The sequence below is a fragment of the Rhodoligotrophos appendicifer genome (assembly GCF_007474605.1).
GTDB lineage: Bacteria > Pseudomonadota > Alphaproteobacteria > Rhizobiales > Im1 > Rhodoligotrophos > Rhodoligotrophos appendicifer.
Map to the genome: position 1 here is coordinate 236,847 of NZ_VHKL01000005.1, position 21,349 is coordinate 258,195.

Here is a 21,349-nt window from a genome sequence, read left to right on the forward strand (position 1 = left end):
AAAACTCAATGAACATTCAGACCCTGCGGAACAGTGTGTCCGCTCGCGGGATCATGTCCGTTCGCGCCGACATGTCCGATCCAAAGAAAGTGCTGGCCGAGCTGCAGACGGCGTGGACCGAGTTCCAGGCCAAGAACGACGCCCGACTGAAGGCTGTCGAGACCCGGCAGGAAGACGTCGTTCAGAATGAAGAAGTGGACCGCATCAATGCGACGATCACTCAACTGCAGGCCAACCTGACCGAGCTGGCCACGCGCGCTGCCGGCGCTGGTCTCGCGGGCGGGGCGGGTGGTAACGCCGATGATGAAAGGTTTGCCCAAGCTTTTGCGATGGAGCGGGGCCTTGAGGCAGTCAGCGTCGAAGACTTCCGGTCCTATCGCAACGCTCTCAACGTCTATATGCGTCGCGGACAAGGAACGCCGCGGGACGTGATGGCGGCGATGTCCGTGGGGTCCGATCCGGACGGCGGCTATACCGTCACCCCCGATACTTCCGGGCGAATCATCAAGAGGCTGTATGAGACCTCCCCCATGCGGCAGGTGGCATCGGTCGACACGATCGGCACCGATCGCCTCGAGGGGTTCAACGATCTCGGCGAAGCGGGCGCGGGCTGGGTGGGTGAAACCGAGGCGCGGCCGGCGACGACCACGCCGCAGCTCGGCAAGTGGGAGATCCCGGTTCACGAAGTCTATGCCTTCCCAATGGTGACTCAGAAGCTGCTCGATGACTCCATGTGGGACATCGAGAGCTGGCTGACGAACAAGGTGTCCGACAAGTTCGCTCGCATGGAAAATGCAGCGTTCCTGAATGGCAATGGTGTTGGCAAACCGCGCGGTCTGTTGACGTTCACCACGGCTGCGACTGCCGACTCAGCTCGTGCATGGGGCGTGTTTCAGCATGTGCTGACTGGCACGGATGGAGGTTTTGGGACCACCACCAATGGCTCAGACAAGCTGATCGATCTGGTCTATGGGCTGAAGGCCGGATATCGCCAGAACGCGAACTTCATGATGTCCCGTGCCAGCGTGGCGGGCGTCCGGAAGCTGAAGGATGGCCAAGGCAACTATCTCTGGGCGCCCAGCCTGGAGGTGCTCCGCGCCGGAAACCTCATCGGCTTCCCGATCGTCGAGGCGGAGGACATGCCGGTGATCGCTGCCGACGCGCTGTCGATCGCCTTCGGTGACTTCCGCGAGGCCTATCAGATTGTCGATCGCATCGGCGTGCGGGTGTTGCGCGATCCCTTCACCAACAAGCCCTATGTCGGCTTCTATACGACCAAGCGGGTTGGTGGTGCGCCGATCAACTTCGAGGCCGTGAAGTTCCTGAAGTTCGGCGATTGATCTGACGGCAGGGCGGCTAAGGCCGCCCTGTTCACGCTCTGACGTCTTCGCTGCCGACGCAGCACACTCTCATTCATAGGATTGAACCCATGCGAGATCTCGCCTCCAACCTGGCGCCGATCGCGGCTGTCGTTCCCGCCGTGCTCACCGCCAACAACACCTCCGCGGCCATCGACCTGCAGGGCTTCGATGCCGCTGCTGTCATCATCAACACGGGAGCCATCGTCAGCTCCGGGAACTTCACTCCGAAGCTCCAGGAATCAGACACGACGACAAACGAGGACTTCACCGACGTGGCGGCTGGCAGTCTCATCGGGACCTTCCCCACCGCCCTGGCCGCGTCGAGCGTCTACAAGGTCGGATATGTCGGCACTAAGCGCTACATCCGAACCGTCCTCACGCTGAACAGCGGCACCTCGATCGCGGCAGGTGCCGTGGTGCTCAGGGGGCGGGCAGCTCAGCTTCCCCAGAGCTGAGCCGGATAACGGATAAAGGGTCGGGCTCAGGAGCCTGACCCACATCCTCGAGGGTTCCCATGCATCGTCCTGTGCTCGTCACCGCGCCGACCGTCCTGCCGGTCACCCTGGCAGAGGTGCGTAGCCAGCTTCGTCTCGACGAGTATGACGAGGATCCGTTGCTCTCGATCCTGCTGGATGCGGCGATCGAGCGGCTGGATGGATGGAACGGAATTCTCGGACGGGCCCTGTCGCAGCAGATCTGGCGGCAGGATTTCGACAGTTTCTCGGAGTGCCTGCGGCTTCCTCTGGGTCCGGTCATCAGCGTCGGCAGTGTCGTCTATCGCAATGCCGAGGGTCAGCTGAGCACCGTAGGGACTAGCTCTTACGCTCTGCTGAACGATGAGGCCGGCGCTCGCGTCTTCATGAAATCGGGCTTCACCGCGCCGACTTCACTGGCCGAGACCGTGCCGATCTCGATCACCTATACCGCGGGCTATCCCGTCGTGAACGATTTCAGCACGGTCCCCGCTCCGCTCAAGATGGCGATCCTGCAGCTGGTGGGGCACTGGTACCAGAACCGCGAGGCCTCAGTGGTGGGGACGAGTGCCATGGAACTGCCGCTCTCGGTGTCATCGCTCATCGCGCCCTATCGCTACATCGGCATCTGACAACACGCCTTCATAGGATCGGAGATCATCATGGCTGATTTGACCATCACGGCCGCCAACGTCGTGCCCGGCGCCGGTTCCGTTATCGAGGCGGGCACGGCGGGGGAAACTTTGGCTGCAGGCAAGGCTGTCTATAAGGCTGCTGCGACCCGGAAATGGATGCTGGCCGACTCGAATTCCGCAACGGCCGAGGCCCGCAGGGCGACCGGCATCGCCTTGAACGGTGCGGCTCTGAATCAGCCCGTTTCGGTGCTCAAAGGCGGAGATATCACCATTGGTGCGACCCTCACCGCTGGGACGGACTACTACCTTTCAGACACACCGGGCGGGATCTGTCCGCGGGCTGATGTCGGGTCGGGTGAATACGTCTGCCTGTTGGGCCTAGCGAAGACCACCGCAGTGCTGACGGTCGACATCCAGTTCCCGAACGTCGCTCTCTGATGGCATTCGGGTCGCTGCTTGCTGCCGGCGAGCTTGACCGCAGGATCACGATCCAGCGGTCGGCTCCGGTGAGCAACCGGTTCAACGAAAAAGTCGATGTCTGGTCTGACCTGGCGACCGTGTGGGCGAAGAAAGAGGACCTCAGCGACCGCGAACGCATCGCTGCGCAAGAGGTCTCGGCGGAGGCCATGGCTCGCTTTCGCATCCGCTGGTCAGCTCGGGTGGCGGATGTGAACGCAAAGGATCGCATCGTCTACAGGGGCAAGGTCTACGGCATCACTGCCGTAAAAGAAATCGGCCGCCGGGTCGGCTTGGAACTCTCGGCGACGGCGGGGGCTGACTGATGGCGATCTCGGCAGTGACGATCCGTGTTCGTTGGTGGGTTCGTCCATTTGTGTGGGTGGCCCTGATTGCGATGCTGGTGGCGGCGCCGTTTATCTCCAGAGCATCTGCCGAGCGGATCGCGGTTCGCATCGGTGATCTTGTCGACCGTCGAGGTTTGACCGTCGATGGCTAAGGCGAGGCCTATCCGCGTGGAGGGGCTGCGCGAGCTGGACAAGGCCTTGGCGGAGATGAGCAAGGCGACTGCCCGCAACGTGTTGAAGCGCGCGCTGATCAAGGCTGCCGAGCCGATAGCGGACAAGGCCAGGCAGCTGGTGCCGAAAGACACGCATGCGCTCGAGCGCAGCATCATCGCCTCATCGAAGCTGGCGAACCCTGTGGGCAAGGCCGAGTACGCCGCCGCCATGAAGGCAGGCAAGGGAAAGTCAGCTGCCGCCGGCGCCATGCGTGAGGCGAGGCGCGAGGCAGGGGGCGAGTTCTTCGCGGAGATTTCGGTTGGTCCGGGGCAATTGCCTCATGCCCACCTGGTGGAGTTTGGTTCGTCGAAGATGGCTGCTCAACCCTATCTGCGGCCTGCCTGGGATGCTCACAAAGTGGATGCGCTGGACGCCATCAGCGGGGAACTGAAGTCGGAGATCGACAGGGCCGCAAAGCGTGCTGCGCAGAAGGCCGCCAAGCTCAAGACCAAAACGGCATAGCCGCAGCATCGGGGGGCGTATGGAAGAGGTTCTCGTCAACCACCTGCTGACCTCGTCCGCCCTGGCCGCACTGGTGTCCGACCGAGTCTTTCCGGTGGTCCGACCGCAGGCTTGGCTGCGGCCGGCCATTGTGATCACGAAGATCTCGGGCCTGCCGGATTACACGAATGACGGGCCTTCCGGCCTGGCCTCGTCGCGGTACCAGGTCGACTGCTGGGCGGACACCTATGCTGCCGCGACTGATGTGTCCCGGGCCGTCAAGGCGGCGCTTTCGGGCATGGACGTGCAGGGTGGAGACGGGGGAACGCCGGAGCGCATGTGGCGCCTGCGCGGGGGCTTCGTCGAGGGCGAGCGTGAGAGTGCCGAGTCAGACACGGGGGGCAGCCTGCTGTTCCGCGTCAGCCTCGATTTGATCATCTGGAGCAGCTGAAAGAAGGATGCCTTCCCATGGCAGAAACTGAAGTCACCATTGGCTATGGCTCTACGTTTGCCATCGGGGATGGTGGGTCGCCCGAGGTCTTTACGGCTCTGGCCGAGGTCTACGACATCACCCCTCCAAGCGATACGCTGGACGTGATCGACGCCACGCACATGACGTCTCCCAATGCGACGCGGGAGTTCATCCTGGGGCTCAGCGATCCCGGGGAATGTTCATTCGAAATGAACTTCATCCCTGGCTCGGATGCGGATGCCGCCATCCAGGCGGTCAAGGTGGCGCGGCAGCGAGTCAATTGTCGAATCACGTTCCCGAATAATGTGACCTGGACGTTCTCCGGGATCCTGACCGGCTATGAGCCTGCGGTTCCCACTGAGGATAAAATGACGGCGACTGTCACGTTCAAAGTGACGGGCAGCTATGTGGCGGGAGTGGCTTCATAATGGCTAATCCTGTCAGGGGTGAGGTGGGGTTCGACGTCGAAGGAAGGGAATATACGCTCAGGTTTTCAACGAACGCTCTCTGCGAGCTTGAGGCCGAGACAGGGCTCAATGCGAACAAGATCGTCGGCCAGATGCAAGACCCTGACGGTGTCAGTTTGCGCTTGCTCAGGGCCATCATCTGGGCGGGGCTGATCGATCACCATCAAGGGATAAAGGTGGCCGATGCAGGGGTGATCGTCGATCGTATCGGAATCGCAAAGGCTGGTGAATTGATCGGAAAGGCTTTTACCGCGGCCTTTCCTGCGGCGGCGGAGGAAGCGGCATCTTCGCGCCCTCCGAAGGGGGCGCGGGCTGGAACTGGCAAGGCATCCTGATCACGTTCGTCGATGTCGGTCTTGATCCAGAGACCTTTTGGCACCTTACCCCCCGAGAAGTCACAGACAGGATCGAAGGCGCGTCGCGCCGCCTTCGTCGGGAGCACAACAGCCTGATGTCGCTTGCGTGGCACACGGTGGCCCTGAACAGGGCCAAGAGGCTCCCAAAACTGAAGACATTGCTTGTTGTTGAGCCTGCCCCCGTGAAGCGCCGCAGATCCGTTGATGAGCAGATCGCAATTGCTCTCGCCTGGACTAAGGCTTTGCAGCGGAAGGGCTGATCTAGCAGCTGTGCCCCCGGCAGCGCTGCATTCATTGAGGGATCATTATGGCAGGTTCGGCAGTCATTGGGGCACTGAGGGTCAACCTCTCAGTGGACACCGCCGCTTTTGAACAAGGCTTGCGGTCTGCGAACACCAGCCTGGGCAAACTTGGCGCGGCCATGAAGGTGGGTGCTGCCGCAATCGCGGCGGGCATGGTTACTGCCTTGGGATCTTTGTCTGTCGCTATGAAGGGTTCCATTGATGAGATGGACGAGATGTCCAAGACATCTCAGAAGATGGGCGTTCCCGTCGAGCAGCTTGGTAAGTTGAAGTATGCAGCGGACCTTTCCGGCGTGAGCATGGAGGGACTGACGACGGCGTTCACGAAGCTGTCGAAGAACATGGCCGATGTCGCGTCTGGCGGCGGGAAGCAGGCGGCGGCAGCCTTCGATGCTCTCGATATCTCAGTCAAGAACTCGGACGGATCGCTTCGGGCCACCAATGACGTCATGCAGGATGTGGCGGCCAAGTTCGCGGGCATGGATGATGGAGCGACTAAGACGTCGCTCGCGATGCAGATTTTCGGCAAATCGGGCGCTGACCTGATTCCTCTTCTGAACTCTGGCGCATCGGGTTTGAAGGAGATGGGGGATGAGGCCGCGAAGCTTGGCCTCGTGTTCTCAACCGAAACAGCCAAAGCTGCTGAGGGGTTCAATGACAACCTAACCCGTCTCGGAAAGGTTCAGACTGGTCTGACCACTCAATTCACAGCCGCGATGTTGCCATCGCTTAAAAGCATGACCGACTCGCTGGTCTTGGTGGCGAACAAGACGGATCTGGCGTCAAACGCCGGCATCGCGGTGGGTGGGGTGCTGAAGGTTGTTGCTACGGGAGCTCTGGTTGTGGCGACCGCCATGGGGTCAGCGGCCGATTATACTTCTGGTTTTGCGAATGCAGCTTACCTTCTCTTCTCTGGTGAATTCAAAAAGGCTTTTGACAGTTGGGTTGGTGGCTTTACCAGCATCGGCGATCGCCTCAAGAACACCGGTGAAATTCTAAAGACGATATGGAGTGAATCGACAGCCGTCATTGCAGATAAGATCGTCACGCTTCCTGAAAAAATCGTGCCGCCACTTGAGATCGTGAAAGGGGCGGTGGGTGGCGTGAATGCTGAGATTCAATCGACTGCGCTTTCGACCCAAACCCTCAGTGTCGCGCTTACGGAGGCGGGCGTCATCCTTGAGGAAAACATGACGCCTGCTGAGGCCTATCGCGCCAAGATGGATGAGTTGGATCAGCAGTTTGCGACCTTCAAAATCAGCCAAGAGAACTACTCAAGGGCCTCGCAGAAGACAGCTCAGCAGTATGCGGTGACGTGGAATCAAGCAGCCGGGTCGATCGCTGGCAGCCTTGCTCAGATCACCGGCAGTTTTGGAAAAAACAACGAGGCCATGGCAGTGGCAGGAAAGGCCTTCGGCATCGTCCAGGCCATTATTTCGACCTATACTGGTATGGCAAAAGCGCTTGAATTGCCGTTCCCGGCCAATCTCGCGGCAGCCGCCACGGTCGCTGCACAAGGCTTCGCCTTCGTGGCGAGCATTAAATCTACTGCCATCCCCTCCTTCGCCCATGGTGGATCGTTCAAGGTGGGCGGTGCCGGAGGCATCGACAACAATCGCGTGATGATGGACCTCACCCGCGGCGAGCGCGTCGACATCACCCCGGCCGGCCAGGATCGCGGGGGCGAAGGCAAGGAGATCGTCATCCAGATGGCGCCACAGCGTCGGGCTTACGATCATGAAGAGGTCATCATGATGATCTCAGGGATCAACGACGCCCTCTCCGACGGTCATGTGCTAAAGATCAGGGGCGCGTGATGATCATTCTTTCGGATGCCCTGGTCCTCTCATCGTCGGGGGATGCCGTCGATGCGGACAATCCCGTCATCGGATGGGAAAGCGTCGTGACCATCGGCAATGTTGTCGCCAATACTGAAGATTCAAATTATCCGGCAACCAACCTGGCCAATTCCTCGACCGCCTCCAAGTGGGTGGCCGAGGATACGACAGAGCAATATCTGACGGTTTCCCTCAGCCCGTCTCGGTCGCTCGATTACCTGGCGGTTGCCCGGCATAATTTCGGCAGCGGTGCCATTCCCGTCTCTGTCGAGGGCCGGTTGTCGACCGAGGATTCCTGGGAAGAGTTGGTCGAGGACGTGCTCCTGCCGGACGATGGCCCAGTGATCTTCCGATTTGAGCCGCAGCCCCTGCTGCAGGTTCGCTTGCGGATGCAGGCAGGCGATCTGCCGCCGCAGGCCGCCGTTCTCTACCTGGGGTCGCTCCTGGTCATGGAGCGCAGTTTCGACATCGAAAGTCCCTTCACGCCGCTGCCATTCGGCATGGCCAGGGACATCGTGACGGGTCGCAGCGAGAGCGGAAACTTCCTCGGGCGCATCGTCACGGGCGGACGTAGCGAAAGCTTCGTCTCGTTCTCGCATCTGACGCCGGCATGGTATCGGGCGAGCTTCCATCCGTTCATGCAGGTTTCGAAAAGCACGCCGTTCTTCTTCGCCTGGGCGCCGCAGAGTTATCCGCGCGAGGTGGGCTATGCGTGGATCAGCCCTGAGGGCAACCCGCAGCCGCTGCTCGACCCGGTCACGCGGCGCTTCGGGATCACTCTTCCCATGGAAGGCATCCTCACGTGACCGAGGTGCTGACCTATGTCGAAGTCGATGTCGATTATTGCTCCCTGAGCTATGGCGTCGCCCCTTGTACGGCAGAGGTCGGCGTCACGGGCGACGCGAAATGCTTCAACACCCTGGCCACCTGCCAGGACCGGGCGAATTTCGCCAACTCTCCGGTGACGCTGAGGTTCGCCCAGGATGCCGACTTCCTGCCGCGCGAGATCGACGCGATCCCGTCGCTCATCAGTGTCAACTTCTCGCCGGCGGCGATCTCGCTGGGGGAGAATTTGGGCACGCGCGCCTCGATCTCGATCGACTTCGGCGATCATCCATGGCCGGACACGGGGCAGGGCTTCGACAAGTATGTTTCCGAGCGGGGCTATGACCCGTTTCGGCAGGGGACATTCTGGGGAAAGTTCCGTGCGCGGCAGCCCTTCCTGCAGGGGCGGCCGATCCGACTGATCCGGGGTGCTGTCGGACAGAGCCTGGCAGAGATGGAGACGCGTCACTTCATCATCGAGAGCTTCACCGGGCCCGATCAGGAGGGGAAATACCGGATCGTCGCGAAAGACGTGCTGAAGCTGGCCGATGCCGATCGCGCCCAGGCGCCCCTTCTGAGCAACGGCTTCCTGCTGACGTCGATCGACGCCGACGATATGGCGATCACCCTGACGCCCTCGGGTGTGGGCAATGCTGAATATCCGGCATCCGGCTATGCGGCGATCGGGGGCAGCGAGATCGTCACCTATACCCGCACCGGGGATGCGGTGACCATCACGGCGCGCGCGCAGCTGAACACGCTGGCCCAGGAGCATGATGGCGGCGATCGCTTCCAGGTGGTCCTGCGCTATGTGGCGGAGGATCCAGCCGAGATCATCAGCGACCTGCTGCAGACCTATGCGTCGGTGCCGAGCGGCTACATCCCGCTTGCCGACTGGCAGACGGAGACCGCCACCTATCTGCAGCGGGTCTATTCGGCCGATATCGCTGAGCCCACGGGGGTGGACAAGCTCGTCTCCGAGCTGGTGGAGCAGGCGGCTTTGGCGCTCTGGTGGGATGACATCAATGCCAAGATCAAGTTTCAGGTGCTGCGGGCGATTCCGACGTCAGCCACCCGCTTTGATGAGGAAAATGTGCTGGCCGGTAGCTTCGGTTTCGCCGAGCAACCTGCCAAACGGCTTTCGCAGATCTGGACCTATTTTGGGCAGATCAACCCGCTGCTGCGACAGACGGATCCGAACAATTATCGTTCCGTCGCCGCAACGATCGACGCAGAGGCAGAGGCGGATTATGGCTCACCGGCCATCCGGAAAATCTACTCACGATGGATCCCGCAATTCGGGCGGTCCATCGCCCTGCGGCAGAACGATATTCAGCTCGGCCGCTTCCGTGATCCGCCGCGCAAGTTCAATTTTTCAGTCATGCGCTTCGGTCCTCAGGGCATCATTCTCGGCGGCGGCTATCGGGTCTCGTCGTGGAATATGCAGGACGCTTCCGGCGTCCAGATCGACGCGCCGATCCAGATCACGCGACTGAGCCCGGGGCCGGCTTCCTTCGACGTCGATGCGGAGGAAGTGCTGTTCACCCATTTCGACCCTGACGATCTGAACAACCGCTTCATCATCGTCGATGGCAACACGCTGAATTTCAACCTGCGCACGGTGCATGACACGCTGTATCCGGAGATCACGGCGGGGCAGAACCTGACCTGCATCGTCGAGACCGGTGTCATCGTCGGCGGGTCGGGCGCTGGGAACAAGGCGTTCGACGTCGGGTCCTGGCCCGCCGATATCAACCTCTTCCTGATCGTCCGAGGGCGCATCCAAGGATGCGGCGGGCGCGGTGCTGACACGGAGGACGGGGAGAACCCGGCAGCGGCCGGTTCGCCTGGCGGGATTGCTCTCTACACCCGCTATGACATCGAACTGGACGTGGACGAGGGGGAAATCTTCGGCGGTGCCGGTGGCGGCGGTGGCGGAGGCATGACCTTTGACGAACCGGGATCGCGCGCTGGCGGTGCCGGCAGCGGTGGCGCCGGTTATCTTCCCGGCGCAGGAGGGTCGGTCACCTCCTCTGCAGGCGGCTCGGTGCCGGGTGTCGCGGGAACGACGGAGGCCGGCGGCGTGAGCTCCACACCAAGTGGCGCCCGCGGCAAAGGTGGCAATGGGGGTGGGCCTGGTCTCGCGGGCCAGGCCGGGGCGAATGGCGGCAGCCTCGGGTTGCCCACCACGGGCGGCGCCGGTGGTGCTGCGGGCGCGGCGATCGACGGGATCAGTTACGTCACCGTTTCAGAGGGGCCCGGCGACATCCGCGGATCCCAGATCAACTAGGACACAAACATGGCCCTTGGAGCCTTTCAGCGAACCGTTGTCGACGACGCGGGGAACGTGGTCCCGTCTGCCTCAATCGAGGTGCGCGACCAGGTGTCGGACAGCATCGTGTCGATCTATTCGGATCGTGACGGGGAGGTTTCCCTCGGCAACCCGTTCACGGCCGACACGGAGGGGTTCTTCCGGTTCCACGTTGCTGGGGGAGCCTACAAGATCTCGGCGACATCCGGCGCCTTCACGCGGGTCTGGGAATGGGTCGCCATCGGCCTGCTGCAGGAGCAGGATGAGATCGAGCTGCCGGGGACCGTGGTGCAGAGCGAGGATGTCTCGCAGATCGTCACGCTCACGCAATCGGCTTATGACGCGCTCGATCCTCCGGACGAGGGCACGCTTTATCTGATTATCGAGGCCTGATCGCATGGGCTTCGCGGTCGAGGATGTCCCGATCATCACGGCCTATAAAGGCGTGCGAAAGGTGGCGGCGGGATATTACGGCGAGGACCTGGTGTTCTGGCCGGGGCGGGCCTTCAAGATCTCTCCGGCGGTCTCGGGCAAGGCCCTCTGGGATCTCGACGAGGATGGTCCCCTGACGCTCAGCACGGTGGGCAGCTGGGAGATCATCCCCGGGCCAGAGTTCGCCGGGGTCGTCGACATGAACGGGCCTGGTGGCTCCTCCGGTGGCCTGGGAGCGTCTGCGGCGACCAATGGCGGCGCCGGCAGCGCCACCACCTTCGGAACGCTCTCAGGGGGCCCCGGAGCGCCCTCCAATGGGGCGATTACCAACACGGCCACCTCCGGTGGAGCGGGCGGCACGGCGAGCGGTGGTGATACGAACACGGCGGGGTCGGCGGGCACGGCCGGCACGACGAACGGATTCAGCAACGGCACCGGCGGATCCGGAGGCGCCTCGCCCAATGGTGGCGCGACCCGAACCGGGCCCACGGCCTCCGGCGGCGGCGGAGGAGGGGACAATCAAGCGGGCATCGCCGGCAATACACCGGGGGGCGGTGCAGCGGGCGGGGCACGGTGGAGCAACGTCTCGTCCGGCACCCGGCGCTATATCGGCGGCGGAGGGGGCGGCGCGCGCTGCATCAAGACCTATTCGGCTGGAGATCTGCCGATGTCGCCCATCACGATCGTGGTGAGCGACAGCGGTGCCGCGGGAACGGGAGACTATGCCGCCGGCGCCAAGGGTGCCGCCGGCCGGGTCGTCATCACTTAGGAGGGTCAGGGCATGGCATCGGTATGGATCACGGAATTTCAGGGGGGCGGGTTCGAGCCCGGCGGGCGGTTCCTGTCGACGGTCGACCGCACCCGGCCGGTGACGACGCAGAAGAAGACGATCGCCGGGGCGACGAAGAGCGATGCCTTCGCGGCGACCACCATTTTCGTCACGCTGACCTGCGACGTCGCCTTCCATGCGCGGTTCGGCGACACCGATGTGGCGGCGACGACGGATGACGAGCCCTATGCTGCCGGCGAGAAATGCGAGGGTGTGGTGACGCCGGGCGCCTTCGTTTCCGTGATCGCGGCCGTGTGATCAAGGTCGACGAAGCATCGGGCTCCCCTCCGATCTGAGGTAAACCATGCAGACTTATGATTGGGAAATCTTCAGGGGTGACAGCCTGCCGAGCCTAGAGTTCGGGCCGAGCTTTGTGGACGAAGAGGGCAATGAGCTGGCCTTTGCCGATTACGATTGGGCGCTGTCCATCAAGCCACCGCGGGGCGCGAAGATCACGCTCACCGTAGGGGATGGACTTACGATTGATGAAGAGGCCGATACGCTCACCGCTCGGATGACGGCAGAACAAACAGATGCTTTGCCCCTCGGCGGGCTCACAAAGTGGCAACTCCATTCGTCCGATATCACGCCCTATATCGGTTCGATTGTAGTGCTGGAACGGGTGTAGCCTGATGGGTTTGCCAGTAAAAGCAGTCCGGCGGGTGAGCCTGGGGGTTGAGTTCCCATCCTCGGTTCCGCGCCAAGGATGGGTGCCAGAAGCAGGCGACGTTAAGGCATCGATTGATGCTGACTTTACCCGTGATCGCTACTGGGACGGGGATGCAGCATCATACTCGTTCGAAAGGTTCATGGCGAGTAATCGACTTCGGGGCTCTTACGCGCGCGCAGGACAGCGCATCGTTCAACGCCGTCAAGGCTGGGTCGTTGTTCCCGCGAATGACGATGCGAAGCCATATGATGCTTTGGGGCAGCCAAAGGGCTTTCGCGCCGATGCTTCGCGAACCAACAAATGCACGTGCGCAAAGTACAATCTTATTGATCTGACCAATCTCACGAAGGGCGGGGATGCCGCGGCGACTCTTTCTGTCGCCAGCAACCCATCCATGATTTCATCTGCCAAATTCGCAAAGGTGGCGACGAACGGCAAAGTCTACCGCCTGGACAATTCTAGCGGGGCTTTACCGGCCACTGCCAGCAGCGGCGTGTCCGGCAACACCAATAAGCATTCCGTTCGCGCCTTGGTTGGAGGCGGTTCCGGGACGATCGGATTGTCGAATGCGGCTGGACAGCAGGAATTTGAGGCTGGCGAACCTCGGTTGATTAAACAAGAGAATGTCACCCCTGATAGTTCAAGCGTGGGGTGGCAGATCCAGGCTAATGCTGGCGAGGTCATCGACTTCTTGTTCTGCGAGATGGTTGAGGTCGTCGCTCTGCCTGATGACATCATTGTAGCAAGTTATGCGGCAATGACGGACACCACCGCGCTTGACGTGCTTCAGCTTGGTCCCGTGGCGTTTGGAGGCTTAAACCCGGCCAATTTCAAGCTCGTTTTAGCCGAGAATGCCGATGATCTCACTGATCTTGTTGGCAGCACGACAACAATTGACGCGCAGGATTTTGCATCAGGAACAGGCGGTTTTGTTGCGGCAGGCAGCGCGGTAGCGGTGGATGTCTCAGGCGAGCTGCAGATCACTGGCGCTAGCAACTCTACTGTAGCTTCCAAATCCTACACGATCACGCCGGGTGAGTTCTTCCGCGTCTCTGTGGCAGGGCGCCGAGGAACCGCTGGAAGCGCGGGAGCGCGTATTGGGAATGCTTTCAACGCGACGACCTATGGCGAGTTTAGCTATTCCTCCTTCACCAAAGCGTTACGGTCTGTCATCTTCAAGGCGTCCAGTGCGAACTTGGTCCTGACGCTCGGATATGGCGCCACTGGGCTGACGACCTTCCACGATGATGTTCTTGTCGAGCAGCTCACCGTGGCTGCCGACCGATCCGTGGCTGCACAGCATCCGGTGGTAATTGGAACGCTCGAGCGTGTGCTGGTCGCGCCCGGCTCAAGCTTGGCCGGCTATACCGGGTTCTCAGAAAGCAATTATCTTGAGGTGCCCTACAATGCGGCATTCAATTTCGGCACCAGTGATATTCACGAGGCGTGTTGGATCATTGGGGAGACCACTGGAGCCTGCGTCTTTACCGACCGCGGCACGCCCGGCGGTCAGCGGCGATATCAGATCTCCCAAAATGAGAGCGGGTTTCTTCAGGCTATAATTGCCGACACTGGGGCTGTTCAGTTTGTATCCACGTTCCAGATAAATGACGGGCATCCGCATTTTATTGAATTGGTGCGGAAGGGAACGACCGCGGTCGAAATTCGATGTGATGGAGAAAGCCAAACCTTTGCCGGCACATCGAAGAGCGTCACGGATACTGGAACGGCTACTCTGCGCATTGGTCTGTCGGCAGAGGGCACCAATCCGGCCGTCGGCTTTATCATAGCAGTTGTTCTCGTGCAGTCTTACGCACCAACTGCCGAAGAGTCAGCTCGAATGTATGAGCAGATGCTTCCCTACTTCACCGAGGGAAAATACGCTGATCCCTTCAACATCGGGCAAGGCTTCCCCTTTATTGGTTATGACCCAACGCTGCCTTTAATCATCGTGACAGAAGCTGCTCAGGATTATCTTGGCACGAACGGTATCCGGGCAGAGCTTACCGACGGCACTTCAATTAGCCGTGCACAGAACTATGTGGGTTCATCAAACGTCCCTGGGCTGTATCTGCAGATTGCGGGAGTCAGCACGGGCAGCACGGGCGAGGGCAACTCGGTTGGAGCGGGCCAGTATGTGAAGGTTGCCACACGCTTTAAGTCTGGTGCAAATCGCGTCCGCTCGGAGATTTCGTCCGGTAGTGAAGTGGCTACGACGTATATTCGCCCTCCGCTCAAAGATCTGTTGCTCGGTGCCTCTCGCAGTAGCAGCGCGAATGCGCTCAAGGGCTATCTTAAGCGGGTCACTGTCTATCAGGCCGATCTGAACAATTCAGAGCTTGATGCTCTTGTTGGGGATTTCCCCCTTTGGACCGATGGTGACAGCTACAATGCGAATGCCGTGGGGCTGGCGAACACTCTGCGTAGCCTCACTGGCTTACTCCTGATCAATACGGCCATCAGCGGCTCAACCTTGCAGCAGACTGCAGACAGAGTGGAGGCCGACGTAGGCTACCATGCATCAACTTTGATAGTCTGGGATGGCTCAGCCAACGGCTATAACACTGTTAGTGAATATGTCGACCAATATGACCGCATCATAGCCGCGCTGGGTCACGATCGGTATCTGATCCTGCCCCCAGTTACACCCAGTGGTGGCGATCCCTTCATCAGCAATCAAATATGGGCGCTGATGCAGGAACGGCTCGATGAGACTCGTTTGCTCGATCCCATGCCGGCCTTGCTTTCGCTCGCCATATCTCCAGGGGACGACGCAGATGTAGCGGCGGGATGCGTGCCGGCGAGCCTTATGCTCGATACGGTGCATCTGACCCAAGCCGCCCTCACCGCAGTAGGCAACGCTGTTGTGGACGATCTCCAAAGTAGAGGATGGATCTGATGCGACTGGGGCTCGGGCTATCACTATCGATGTCAGCAATTGTGGCGGCGCCTTCAATCGTTCCGCCAGTTACCGATGGCCTCGAAGGCTTTTTCCTTTTCGGAGTAGATGCCGCTGAGTCTGCCAAGAACTGGGCACCCGGAAAGGCGGATGCTTCAGTGGTGGGCTCGCCAACCTATGGCGACGACTATGCTGTTCTCACCGGCAACGGCGTGGCCTACTTGCAAACTCAAGTGGATCACACTGAGGATATGACGTTTATCGCGGTGGCTCGGCCGCTATCGGATGCTGCAGCGAGTCTGATCTCGAACTATCAATCACCAGCGACACTCCATGCAGGAAACACAAACGGTTCAGTTTTGTCTTTCAGCACGGGCGTTGGCGCTGATGGCAAGGTGGTGGCAAATTTCGGGAGCGCTTATAACAACGCCGGGACAAGCACCCAGGTAACCGCAGCGCAGGCCAATCCAGGCGGCGATATTAATGCGGACTATGCGATCTCTGGCCGTGTTGAAAACGCCACGCGAGGGAGAACTGTCAATAACCTGACTATGGGGACGGTGAACAGCAACACACCAGGGTCAGTGACAGTAGCAGATATCGGCGGAAAGCTCAGAATTGGAACATCCTACAATAGCCAATTAGGCGCCCAAGTTCGGATCTATGCGTCCATCCTGTTTAGCCGTCGACTTTCGGACGAAGAGCTCACAACCCATTACGATTGGCTTAAAGCCTACTTCTCCGGTTTATCACTCTGAGTCGAAGTTGATAACGTTTTCATTTTGAAAAACATATCCATCTGAAAATACTTTACTTTTCTTCATAAACTCGCGCTACATACAAGTGCATACAGTAGGAGTTATGTAACACATGTTGACTTATTTTGTGATGTATTTCTATCGTGCCCATTGCGAGCGGGGAGGCTCCGATGGTCAGACAAATTGTTATAGTGACGTTAGCTACAATTGCGGTAGCCGCACTTATGATGGAATGTTTCGTACGTATTAGCGGGGTCGCGGATGTTCCGCTCTACGAAGCAGATGATCGAATCGGTTACATACCCAAGCCAGACCAAAGTGAAACTCTATTCCTAAAAAGCCACTGGGATTTTAACGACAAGAGTATGGGTATTTCGCGTCCGTTTGCTGGAGACCCGGAGAGAGATATTCTGTTGGTTGGCGACAGTATCGTTATGGGGACAAACAAATACTATCAAGAGGATAGGTTGGGTCCCCAGCTCGAGAATATTGTGAAGGTACCGGTATGGCCGATAGGGGCTTCAAGTTGGTCTGTTCAGAATGAAATCGAGTATTTAAAGAGGTTTCCAGATGTTGCGGGGTCCGTAGCTCGGATAGTGTTTATATTTAACGTTTTTGATTTCCAAGATGACCCTTCGTCTTGGAGAAATCCGATATCCCATCCGCTCGAGAGGCAATGGTCTCTTGTTTGGTTCTTGGCCGAGAAGTATCTACTGAAGCCAGCTTTTGATCAGGATGAGGTTCTGCGAGTTCAGCGGCGTGACTGGCTTGATGATTTGAGCTTGATTGCGCAAGCCTTAGATAAGCCTATTGATCTGTTTCTTTATCCGACGAGGGAGGAAATCAGCATTGGTAAGCCGTGCTTTACTCTCCCAGACAGACTTTCAAAGGTGCCAAACATCACAATTCACTGTATTGGGAAAGATCCTCGTTGGTCAGTTGCCGACTATGAAGACGACATTCATCCTTTGGCCAACTCTACCCCCAAGCTCGCCCAGATTATTGCAGATAATATTCCTCTTGGGATCTTCGTCGAACAACAGGTCGGCCAATAGATGCCCGTCCGGGCTAGCTACTGATAATCGAAGTGTTTTCCTGGATGCATCGGCGGAGCTGCGAGAGATGGGGGCACCTGATCGAGCCCCGCCGACCGATGCTGAGGTGACGGATCAGCACCGCAGATAGCCTACGCTCCTTCTGACTGAATCCACAACAGATGCCGCTTTTGCGGCCTTTTTTATAATGGAGGGGCCGTGACGGGGGCAATCACATGGGAATTTCTCACGGCGATCGTCGGCGTGCTCGGGGTGCTGGCGGCGGTCTGGCGGTATCTCGAGGGGAGGATCATTCGCACCGAAGTCAATGCAAAGCGTGAGGTCGAGAATGCCAAGCGCGAGGTGGAGGCTGCGAAGCAGGCCGTAGAGTATATCCGCAAGGATATGGATAACCGCTTCGGCCTGATGAATACGACGATTTCGACCATCCAGGTCATGAACGCCGAGAAATATGCCTCCCGCGAAGTGCTGCGTGAGACCGAGGACCGCATCGTCTCGGCCGTGGAGCGGCTGCAGACCTCGGTCGATCGGATGGGTGTGCGGATGGACACCATGCGCGACCGGCTGCCGCCGAAGACCGTCGCCTGAGCCTTTAACCGGAGAAACACATGATCAAGCGCATTGGCGCTGCGGCCGTCCTGGCCGTGGCGGTGGGATCCTTTTGCCTTCCTCTGCTGGTGGTTTCTGTGCCTGCAGCCCAGCCTCGGATCATCCAGGGCCCGCCTTATCCGCTTCCGCCGGGCTGGCAGGCGCCCGCCCGGCAGGTGATCCACTACGCCCGCTGCTTCAACGCCTGAGGTGATCCATGGCTGAACCGAAATGGCTGCAGGTCGCGCGACGCTATGAGGGCGAGCGTGAGATTGCCGGCAAAAAGCACAACCCGAAGATCGTGGAGTTCTTCCGCCGCGTTACGGGCCAGGCGCAGACCGACGAGACGGCTTGGTGCGCAGCCTTCGTCGGCTATTGCCTTGCGGAGGCCGGGCTGCCGAACACCGGTAAGCTGACGGCGCGATCCTATCTCCAGTATGGCGAGCCGCTGGAGGAGCCGAAACTGGGGGCCATCACCGTGTTCAAGCGGGGCTCCTCGAGCTGGCAGGGGCATGTCGCGTTCTTTCTGCGGGACCTTGGCAGCAAGGTGGAGGTCTTTGGCGGCAACCAAGGGAATCGGGTGTGCGTCGCCGCCTATGCGAAGAGGGACCTGCTGGGATATCGCTGGCCCATCGCCGTGAAGCGCGAGGCGGGCGAGCCGCCGCATGACCTGCTGAGCGTGCAGCGGCGGCTGAAGGATCTCGGCTATCACGAGGTCGGCAAGCTCGACGGACTCATGGGCAATCGGACCCGCACGGCGCTCTATGCCTTCAAGGACAATGAGGGCTTGCCCATCAACGCGGATCTGGATGACGCCACGATCCGCGCGCTGTTCGTGACGGCGAAGGCCAGGCCCATCGATCCGGAGCGGGCGACGGGCGCGCCTATCGATTCGAAGATCGTGAAGAACAGCAACCGCAGCATCACGACGGGTGCCGTCGCGGTGGGCACTGGCATCGTGTCGGGCGCCAAGCCGCTGCTCGACCAGGCCCAGGACACGACGGGCGTGGTGGGGCAGGCGGTGTCCGTGCTGCGGGACCTCTCCGACATCGTCGGGCCCTGGCTGCCTTACATCATGGTCGCCGTGGGGGCAGGGGTGATGATCTTCGCCGGCCGCGCGCTGCTCACGCGGCTGAAGGATCATCGGGAGGGCCGCACGCCATGATCCTGGCTTTCATCCTCTCGCCGCTCGGCCGCGTGCTGGGCCTGGTGCTGGCGCTGCTGGCGGCGATCGGCGGCATCTATTGGGCGGGCTACTCCAGCGCTTCGAGCAAATGCAATGCGGCAGCACTCGAGGAGGAGATCCGCACGCTGCGGGAAGACATCCGGATTGCTCGCAATGCGGAAGCGCGGGCGGCCGAGGAGAGTGCTTCGCTTCGCGATATCAATCAGACCCGGGAGAAGACCCTTGATGCTTATGAACAGGAGCTTGCCGAAGAACGTGCAGCGGAGCCCGAGGTCGTCGTGGTGCCGGGCAAGCCTGCTACTCGCAGCTGCAGCTTCATCCTTAGTCCTCGTGACGCAGAGCGGGTGCTCGGCCAATAGAGCGGTGGTCGGGAGGGAGCTGCCGACGAAACCGGAGTTCATGGCGCCAATCGCGCTGTCTCCCGTGAAGGCGGGGCAGGATGCGCGCCTGGTGGCGGCGCGGAAACAGGCGGAGGCCAAGGCGGCGAATGAGAGGCTGGTGGCGAGCGGCCGCTGGTATGAGGGGGTGAGGGGGGATTATTCTAGGCCGGTGGATTGATTGCTTTCCGCCGACTCGGGTTGAAGCTCGATGCCGGAATTTTGAGCCTTCGCGATGAGAAACGAAACGAAGCTGGCACAAGCCCCCAACATAAACAGTGCGTCAGCCTCGTCTTCTGCGGCCTGTGAGGAGGAGAACAGTTCATGCCTAATCCCCTCGCTGGTGTTGGTGTAAGCATATAGGCTTGTTATCGCAGACTTCAGTTGGTTATTTGGAAGAACTCCTTTCCGTTGGAGCATATTCAGAGCAGGTCCAAGTGTGTTGTTTGACTTGGGATCCAATCTGCGAGCGGTGGCCGCCACAGCGTGGATGCTTTCTCTAATACTATCTGCGAATTTACCTTCAGTCAGGAGCTGGGCCGAGTTTCGAAAGTGCTTTCTTACGCCTGAAAATCCGTTTTCTTTTGCTGCGTTCAGGGCTCTTTCCAGAGTGTCCGCTTCCTCCTCTACTCCTATGGGCGCGATGAGATCGCCATCAAAAACCCGGTAAGCGCACTTAGTCTCACTCAAAGCATTTTTAATATAGGTGTTTAGGTCCGAATCGACCCTCACGGACAACACAAATTCACAAAATCCCAGAGTTTTGCCGTAGGATTGTTCCATTACTATATTTTTCACAAATTCGATAACGTGTGAAGCTTTACTGCTGTATTCGTCGGCTGCACGGTGGCAACGTCTTATCCAATAGGTGAAAACAGCTTGATTAAATCTACCGCTAACCCTCCTCCGGTCGATGTCGGTTTCTTTTTTTATGCATTCGTGAAAAATCGCCCACAGTAACGCTCTCGTTTCTTTGCTGACGTGTCCTCGTTGCATTTGTGCGGGTTTAATGAGGCCCTCGCGCTCCTCAAATGTCGGGCGATTCTCACGCAAGGTGTTCTCCATTAAGTCTGCCCTCATATTCAGAGCGCAGAATGATCGGGCTTTTTTCTCCACCTGGTCAACAGCGACATGCCCAAGCGTACATCTTCTCCACCGCCGGCTCGTGTTGAGCCCTCCCTGCCTACCCTCGTCCAACAGCCGCCCAAGGGCCCGCAATGGGTCCACGAGATCAAGTGGGATGGCTATCGGCTTGCCGTTCATATCAACGGCAAGGACATACGCGCGATCACGCGCAACGGCTTCGACTGGACCGACCGTTTTCCCACCATCATCGAGGCCGCCGGCAAGCTGCGGGTGAAGAGCGCCATCCTCGATGGTGAGGCCTGTGTGCTCAACGAGCAGGGCATCTCCGACTTTGGTCTGATGCAGGCGGCGATCGCCCGCGGCCGGAAACCATCGGACAAGGTAGTGCTCTACGTCTTCGACCTGCTGTTTCTGGATGGACAGGATCTGCGCAGCCAAACCCTGGCCTCGCGTCGCTTGTACCTAGTCGAGCTGCTGGAGCGCACGGCACATCCCGGTCTCGTGCTTTCGGAGGAAATCCCAGGCTCGGGCGAGGCAGTGTTCCGTCATGCGTGCCAGCTCGGCCTCGAGGGCATCATCTCCAAGCGGAAGGATCTTCCGTACGTTTCCGGACGAACAGCGGCCTGGCTAAAGACCAAGTGCGTGTTGCGCGACGACTTCGTGGTCATCGGCTATGAGCCCGGCATTGCTGGTTCTGTGAACAAGCTGCGCGTGGCAAGACGCGATGAGGATGGTGTCCTGCATTATGCGGGCGGCGTCGGAAGCGGGCTGTCAGAACGGCTATCGAAGGGCCTGAAGGCGCGCTTGGAAAAGATCGCGATCGCCAAGCCGGTGATCAAAGGCCTCCGTCAGAAGGGCATCATCTGGACTGAACCGAAGGTGGTGGTTGAGGTGGAGTATCGAGGTCTGACAACCGCAGACCAGAAGCTGAGACATCCAGCGTTCAAAGGGGTCCGGGAGGATAAGTGACCT

General features: G+C 59.7%; 27 protein-coding genes. 26 read left to right on the forward strand and 1 reads right to left on the reverse strand.

The annotated features are described in order from the left end of the window. Nucleotides 1–8 precede the first annotated feature (8 nt). The 25 genes from FKM97_RS12965 (at nt 9) to FKM97_RS26320 (ending at nt 19,472) form a co-directional block, all read left to right on the forward strand. On the forward strand, nt 9–1,340 hold the full coding sequence (locus FKM97_RS12965) for a phage major capsid protein (RefSeq protein ID WP_144292830.1): 1,332 nt from the start codon (nt 9–11) through the stop codon (nt 1,338–1,340). An 89-nt stretch (nt 1,341–1,429) separates the two neighbouring features. Beyond that, the gene (locus tag FKM97_RS12970; RefSeq protein WP_144292831.1) at nt 1,430–1,816 is read left to right on the forward strand and encodes a hypothetical protein; all 387 of its coding nucleotides are present in this window, start codon (nt 1,430–1,432) and stop codon (nt 1,814–1,816) included. A gap of 59 nt (nt 1,817–1,875) precedes the next feature. After that, entirely contained in the window at nt 1,876–2,466 is a 591-nt protein-coding gene (locus FKM97_RS12975) for a head-tail connector protein (RefSeq protein ID WP_144292832.1), read from the forward strand. Between the two features lie 30 nt (nt 2,467–2,496). Next, nucleotides 2,497–2,907 (forward strand): hypothetical protein, encoded by a 411-nt coding sequence (locus FKM97_RS12980; RefSeq protein ID WP_144292833.1) that lies wholly within the window; start codon nt 2,497–2,499, stop codon nt 2,905–2,907. Then, on the forward strand, nt 2,907–3,251 hold the full coding sequence (locus FKM97_RS12985; RefSeq protein WP_144292834.1) for a phage head closure protein: 345 nt from the start codon (nt 2,907–2,909) through the stop codon (nt 3,249–3,251). Before FKM97_RS12980 ends, FKM97_RS12985 begins: the two co-directional genes overlap by 1 nt. Beyond that, nucleotides 3,251–3,424, forward strand: coding sequence for a hypothetical protein (locus FKM97_RS26315; RefSeq protein ID WP_170240899.1), 174 nt, complete (start codon nt 3,251–3,253; stop codon nt 3,422–3,424). The genes FKM97_RS12985 and FKM97_RS26315 overlap by 1 nt, the downstream gene beginning before the upstream one ends. Next, nucleotides 3,417–3,947 (forward strand): HK97-gp10 family putative phage morphogenesis protein, encoded by a 531-nt coding sequence (locus FKM97_RS12990; protein ID WP_144292835.1) that lies wholly within the window; start codon nt 3,417–3,419, stop codon nt 3,945–3,947. The genes FKM97_RS26315 and FKM97_RS12990 overlap by 8 nt, the downstream gene beginning before the upstream one ends. Before the next feature lie 19 nt (nt 3,948–3,966). Next, nucleotides 3,967–4,377, forward strand: a complete 411-nt coding sequence (locus tag FKM97_RS12995) for a DUF3168 domain-containing protein (RefSeq protein WP_144292836.1) — start codon at nt 3,967–3,969, stop codon at nt 4,375–4,377. A gap of 17 nt (nt 4,378–4,394) precedes the next feature. Continuing rightward, nucleotides 4,395–4,826, forward strand: a complete 432-nt coding sequence (locus tag FKM97_RS13000; protein ID WP_144292837.1) for a phage tail tube protein — start codon at nt 4,395–4,397, stop codon at nt 4,824–4,826. After that, nucleotides 4,826–5,200, forward strand: a complete 375-nt coding sequence (locus FKM97_RS13005) for a GTA-gp10 family protein (protein WP_144292838.1) — start codon at nt 4,826–4,828, stop codon at nt 5,198–5,200. The genes FKM97_RS13000 and FKM97_RS13005 overlap by 1 nt, the downstream gene beginning before the upstream one ends. Before the next feature lie 373 nt (nt 5,201–5,573). After that, nucleotides 5,574–7,340, forward strand: coding sequence for a phage tail tape measure protein (locus FKM97_RS13015; protein WP_205014970.1), 1,767 nt, complete (start codon nt 5,574–5,576; stop codon nt 7,338–7,340). Beyond that, on the forward strand, nt 7,340–8,167 hold the full coding sequence (locus FKM97_RS13020; RefSeq protein WP_144292840.1) for a hypothetical protein: 828 nt from the start codon (nt 7,340–7,342) through the stop codon (nt 8,165–8,167). Before FKM97_RS13015 ends, FKM97_RS13020 begins: the two co-directional genes overlap by 1 nt. Further along, a complete protein-coding gene (locus FKM97_RS13025) occupies nt 8,164–10,476 on the forward strand; it encodes a hypothetical protein (protein WP_144292841.1) in 2,313 nt (770 codons plus the stop codon). The genes FKM97_RS13020 and FKM97_RS13025 overlap by 4 nt, the downstream gene beginning before the upstream one ends. A gap of 9 nt (nt 10,477–10,485) precedes the next feature. Next, on the forward strand, nt 10,486–10,890 hold the full coding sequence (locus FKM97_RS13030) for a carboxypeptidase-like regulatory domain-containing protein (RefSeq protein ID WP_144292842.1): 405 nt from the start codon (nt 10,486–10,488) through the stop codon (nt 10,888–10,890). A gap of 4 nt (nt 10,891–10,894) precedes the next feature. Beyond that, a complete protein-coding gene (locus FKM97_RS13035) occupies nt 10,895–11,698 on the forward strand; it encodes a hypothetical protein (protein WP_144292843.1) in 804 nt (267 codons plus the stop codon). Nucleotides 11,699–11,710: 12 nt separating this feature from the next. After that, the gene (locus tag FKM97_RS13040) at nt 11,711–12,016 is read left to right on the forward strand and encodes a hypothetical protein (protein ID WP_144292844.1); all 306 of its coding nucleotides are present in this window, start codon (nt 11,711–11,713) and stop codon (nt 12,014–12,016) included. Nucleotides 12,017–12,062: 46 nt separating this feature from the next. Next, nucleotides 12,063–12,386: a hypothetical protein gene (locus tag FKM97_RS13045; protein WP_144292845.1), complete on the forward strand. Its 324-nt coding sequence runs from the start codon at nt 12,063–12,065 to the stop codon at nt 12,384–12,386. A gap of 4 nt (nt 12,387–12,390) precedes the next feature. Continuing rightward, entirely contained in the window at nt 12,391–15,327 is a 2,937-nt protein-coding gene (locus FKM97_RS13050) for an SGNH/GDSL hydrolase family protein (protein WP_144292846.1), read from the forward strand. Further along, nucleotides 15,327–16,085 carry a hypothetical protein gene (locus FKM97_RS13055; RefSeq protein WP_144292847.1) on the forward strand — a complete coding sequence of 253 codons (759 nt, stop codon included), beginning with the start codon at nt 15,327–15,329 and terminating at the stop codon, nt 16,083–16,085. The genes FKM97_RS13050 and FKM97_RS13055 overlap by 1 nt, the downstream gene beginning before the upstream one ends. 170 nt (nt 16,086–16,255) lie before the next feature. After that, nucleotides 16,256–17,140 (forward strand): hypothetical protein, encoded by an 885-nt coding sequence (locus FKM97_RS13060; RefSeq protein ID WP_144292848.1) that lies wholly within the window; start codon nt 16,256–16,258, stop codon nt 17,138–17,140. Nucleotides 17,141–17,338: 198 nt separating this feature from the next. Next, on the forward strand, nt 17,339–17,728 hold the full coding sequence (locus tag FKM97_RS13065) for a hypothetical protein (RefSeq protein ID WP_144292849.1): 390 nt from the start codon (nt 17,339–17,341) through the stop codon (nt 17,726–17,728). 20 nt (nt 17,729–17,748) lie between these two features. Then, nucleotides 17,749–17,937, forward strand: a complete 189-nt coding sequence (locus FKM97_RS13070; protein WP_144292850.1) for a hypothetical protein — start codon at nt 17,749–17,751, stop codon at nt 17,935–17,937. A gap of 8 nt (nt 17,938–17,945) precedes the next feature. Further along, nucleotides 17,946–18,893 carry a C40 family peptidase gene (locus FKM97_RS13075; RefSeq protein ID WP_144292851.1) on the forward strand — a complete coding sequence of 316 codons (948 nt, stop codon included), beginning with the start codon at nt 17,946–17,948 and terminating at the stop codon, nt 18,891–18,893. After that, nucleotides 18,890–19,273 carry a hypothetical protein gene (locus FKM97_RS13080; RefSeq protein WP_144292852.1) on the forward strand — a complete coding sequence of 128 codons (384 nt, stop codon included), beginning with the start codon at nt 18,890–18,892 and terminating at the stop codon, nt 19,271–19,273. Before FKM97_RS13075 ends, FKM97_RS13080 begins: the two co-directional genes overlap by 4 nt. Nucleotides 19,274–19,313: 40 nt before the next feature. Further along, entirely contained in the window at nt 19,314–19,472 is a 159-nt protein-coding gene (locus tag FKM97_RS26320; protein ID WP_170240900.1) for a hypothetical protein, read from the forward strand. Here FKM97_RS26320 and FKM97_RS13085 read toward each other — a convergent pair. Continuing rightward, nucleotides 19,451–20,344, reverse strand: a complete 894-nt coding sequence (locus tag FKM97_RS13085) for an AbiJ-NTD4 domain-containing protein (RefSeq protein ID WP_205014972.1) — start codon at nt 20,342–20,344, stop codon at nt 19,451–19,453. The two genes, FKM97_RS26320 and FKM97_RS13085, sit on opposite strands and share 22 nt — an antisense overlap. Before the next feature lie 78 nt (nt 20,345–20,422). Between FKM97_RS13085 and ligD the strand changes: the two genes are divergently transcribed. Then, entirely contained in the window at nt 20,423–21,346 is a 924-nt protein-coding gene (gene ligD, locus FKM97_RS13090; protein WP_144292854.1) for a non-homologous end-joining DNA ligase, read from the forward strand. The last annotated feature ends 3 nt before the right edge of the window (nt 21,347–21,349 follow it).

Coding starts and splice junctions, on each gene's coding strand:
- FKM97_RS13035 (WP_144292843.1), top strand. CDS start 10,895: ATGGGCTTCGCGGTCGAGGATGTCCCGATCATCACGGCCTATAAAGGC.
- FKM97_RS13080 (WP_144292852.1), top strand. CDS start 18,890: ATGATCCTGGCTTTCATCCTCTCGCCGCTCGGCCGCGTGCTGGGCCTG.
- FKM97_RS26320 (WP_170240900.1), top strand. CDS start 19,314: ATGGCGCCAATCGCGCTGTCTCCCGTGAAGGCGGGGCAGGATGCGCGC.
- ligD (WP_144292854.1), top strand. CDS start 20,423: ATGCCCAAGCGTACATCTTCTCCACCGCCGGCTCGTGTTGAGCCCTCC.
- FKM97_RS12975 (WP_144292832.1), top strand. CDS start 1,876: ATGCATCGTCCTGTGCTCGTCACCGCGCCGACCGTCCTGCCGGTCACC.
- FKM97_RS12990 (WP_144292835.1), top strand. CDS start 3,417: ATGGCTAAGGCGAGGCCTATCCGCGTGGAGGGGCTGCGCGAGCTGGAC.
- FKM97_RS13055 (WP_144292847.1), top strand. CDS start 15,327: ATGCGACTGGGGCTCGGGCTATCACTATCGATGTCAGCAATTGTGGCG.
- FKM97_RS12985 (WP_144292834.1), top strand. CDS start 2,907: ATGGCATTCGGGTCGCTGCTTGCTGCCGGCGAGCTTGACCGCAGGATC.
- FKM97_RS13020 (WP_144292840.1), top strand. CDS start 7,340: ATGATCATTCTTTCGGATGCCCTGGTCCTCTCATCGTCGGGGGATGCC.
- FKM97_RS13045 (WP_144292845.1), top strand. CDS start 12,063: ATGCAGACTTATGATTGGGAAATCTTCAGGGGTGACAGCCTGCCGAGC.
- FKM97_RS12970 (WP_144292831.1), top strand. CDS start 1,430: ATGCGAGATCTCGCCTCCAACCTGGCGCCGATCGCGGCTGTCGTTCCC.
- FKM97_RS13060 (WP_144292848.1), top strand. CDS start 16,256: ATGGTCAGACAAATTGTTATAGTGACGTTAGCTACAATTGCGGTAGCC.
- FKM97_RS13070 (WP_144292850.1), top strand. CDS start 17,749: ATGATCAAGCGCATTGGCGCTGCGGCCGTCCTGGCCGTGGCGGTGGGA.
- FKM97_RS12980 (WP_144292833.1), top strand. CDS start 2,497: ATGGCTGATTTGACCATCACGGCCGCCAACGTCGTGCCCGGCGCCGGT.
- FKM97_RS13030 (WP_144292842.1), top strand. CDS start 10,486: ATGGCCCTTGGAGCCTTTCAGCGAACCGTTGTCGACGACGCGGGGAAC.
- FKM97_RS13000 (WP_144292837.1), top strand. CDS start 4,395: ATGGCAGAAACTGAAGTCACCATTGGCTATGGCTCTACGTTTGCCATC.
- FKM97_RS12995 (WP_144292836.1), top strand. CDS start 3,967: ATGGAAGAGGTTCTCGTCAACCACCTGCTGACCTCGTCCGCCCTGGCC.
- FKM97_RS13040 (WP_144292844.1), top strand. CDS start 11,711: ATGGCATCGGTATGGATCACGGAATTTCAGGGGGGCGGGTTCGAGCCC.
- FKM97_RS26315 (WP_170240899.1), top strand. CDS start 3,251: ATGGCGATCTCGGCAGTGACGATCCGTGTTCGTTGGTGGGTTCGTCCA.
- FKM97_RS13075 (WP_144292851.1), top strand. CDS start 17,946: ATGGCTGAACCGAAATGGCTGCAGGTCGCGCGACGCTATGAGGGCGAG.
- FKM97_RS13050 (WP_144292846.1), top strand. CDS start 12,391: ATGGGTTTGCCAGTAAAAGCAGTCCGGCGGGTGAGCCTGGGGGTTGAG.
- FKM97_RS12965 (WP_144292830.1), top strand. CDS start 9: ATGAACATTCAGACCCTGCGGAACAGTGTGTCCGCTCGCGGGATCATG.
- FKM97_RS13005 (WP_144292838.1), top strand. CDS start 4,826: ATGGCTAATCCTGTCAGGGGTGAGGTGGGGTTCGACGTCGAAGGAAGG.